The organism is Xenorhabdus khoisanae, from assembly GCF_001037465.1.
Taxonomy (GTDB): Bacteria; Pseudomonadota; Gammaproteobacteria; order Enterobacterales; family Enterobacteriaceae; genus Xenorhabdus; species Xenorhabdus khoisanae.
This window is the reverse complement of record NZ_LFCV01000108.1, coordinates 1-2,135: the sequence shown is the minus strand read 5'-3', so window position 1 is coordinate 2,135 and position 2,135 is coordinate 1. Positions and strand designations below refer to the sequence as shown.

The 2,135-nt window shown below is 35.0% G+C and carries 2 protein-coding genes; both read right to left on the bottom strand.

Annotation, left to right across the window (positions count from 1 at the left end; genetic code table 11):
• Window positions 1-171: 171 nt before the first annotated feature.
• Entirely contained in the window at window positions 172-1,758 is a 1,587-nt protein-coding gene (locus AB204_RS15170; RefSeq protein ID WP_047964215.1) for a hypothetical protein, read from the bottom strand.
• 6 nt (window positions 1,759-1,764) lie between these two features.
• A partial coding sequence (locus AB204_RS22840; protein ID WP_047964214.1) for a hypothetical protein occupies window positions 1,765-2,135 on the bottom strand: 371 nt, incomplete at its 5' end.

Sequence of the window (2,135 nt, the reverse complement as noted above, 5' to 3'; positions counted from 1 at the left end):
CATCTCTCAATTCCAGCACGGTGCCAAAGGTTCAGTGGTTGGGATGCGTTCATTACATTCCTCTTTTTTGCAAGACTTATCTTGAAAAATAATTTTATTTGTCAGTAGCTCTGATGCCCAAATTCTATCACTACGTACCTTGAAATCCATGGATAAACATATTAATAGGAGTTAATGGTTATCACTGGAATCAGTATTATCCCCTATATTTGTATCAGCAAAAAGCTCTGCAATATACCAATGTTCCTTACTCTGATCCTGCCTCAAAAAATATTGCTTTTCATCAATGGAGAATGGAACCAAATATTGATAACTCGTATCCCATGGGTCTTGATGCTCATTGAACCGATCAGGAACTCCTCTACTAAATATATAACCAGTAAACCAATAATTATCGTAAAATCTTTGTCCTGCATAATAGTATTTATCTTCAATAACATATGTAAACTCTGGGTAGTAATAATATGCCCAGGTATTAGAAGTATTCTGTTTACCTACTTTTCCATCTTTACTCAACTCATAAGTAAAAGCATTTTGATTTACGCTTGTATGGATATATATATATTCTTTATCTTCCATTGAAAAGAAGAATGTGGCTCCGTAGAAATTATCCCAGTCACGTTGCTCCGTTGGTGTCCTTACCATTTTTCCGCTCGAAAGGATTTCTTGTATAATATAAGGATACCCACCTTTATTATTTGCCTCTTTACTATGAAGATAGATAAATTGACGTTTACCTGCTTTATATGCAAAACCTATATCATAATCACTATTCCAATATCCATTATCTATGATTTCTTTGTGTCCTTCTGTATCCAGTTTTGCAATTATCCAATAAGATTTATAGGTGTTTTGTGACGCATTAATAAAATTTTTGGCTAACCCAAAAATATATTGTTCTTCTCCAAGAACAAAAGGAAACATTAAATCATAAAAGTTTACCCATTTCTGTCCGGTAGAAGTTTGATCCCCTTGCTGTCCGCCTGTAATGAGCTTATGTACAGTCACTAGATGATCACATTTGCGCTGACGCAAAAGATGCTGTTGATTCTTAAGGGAATAACTAAAGATGGTCCTAATATATTTTCCATCAGAAGGGGGATTTGCGTCACAATCCAGATTAGATTGAAAATGGATATGTGCGATGTCGTGAGCGGTTTCACTGACATCTAAAAAACCAGTGAGTGTTACATTTTCACCCTCTTTATGGGTGTTATAGAGTTTTAAATTCACAGTTCCCGATGGGTCTGTATCAACAGAAGTGGTCTGAGTTAGCTGGCCTTTCTCAAAAGAAGCGAAACCTGTAACTTTTAAATTCAGCTTACGATTGGCGAGATTTACTCCTGAACCTGTTCCCGTAAGAGTTGCCCTGACTTTGTTATGCTGTTCTCCATCAGCCATTGCATAGTCATTAATGACATTAAAATTAAGCGAATAAGACGCCGTAGCTTTGAAATGGTAAGGTTGTATAGCAATCTGGTTACCACTCTCCTGAAAAAAGACGGTCAATTGACCATTACCACCTACATCCGGGCCTGCGATCAAGACAGAAGCTTCCCCTACGCCATTTATGCTACCAAGCAATTTTTTTTGGCCTGTATCCTGACCATTAACAACAAAACTGCCTAATGAACATTCAAAAATTAAGTCTAATCCAGGCAATGTCTCCGAATATTCATAAGCTAATATATTAATATTAACCGCCGGTCTATCTTGAAATACTTCATATGATGGAGTGAAGTTTATTGAAATTGCCATATTATTTTACTCAAATGTTAGCGGATCGACAAAAACGATAGTGTTATTAATTTGTTCCATAGAAATACCACTACCACTGGCATTAATAGAAAAATTAGTCCTAAAAGCTTTATTTGAGGTTAATTTATAACTCAAGACTTTATTAGTAATAGGATTATTTATTGGTATAGAATTCTTAACAACATCATCAATTATGATATCTGGCGTATCAAACTTCACATTAATAGTCTCAATTCCAGTTTTTAGCGGCTCAATAAAAAGGAAACATTGGCACGTTCCATCTGCAACACCATAAGAACTATAAGTATATTTAATTTCTTCACTTGAGGATAATAACCAAACCGAAAAATTTAAACAAACTTTATAAGCATTAACAG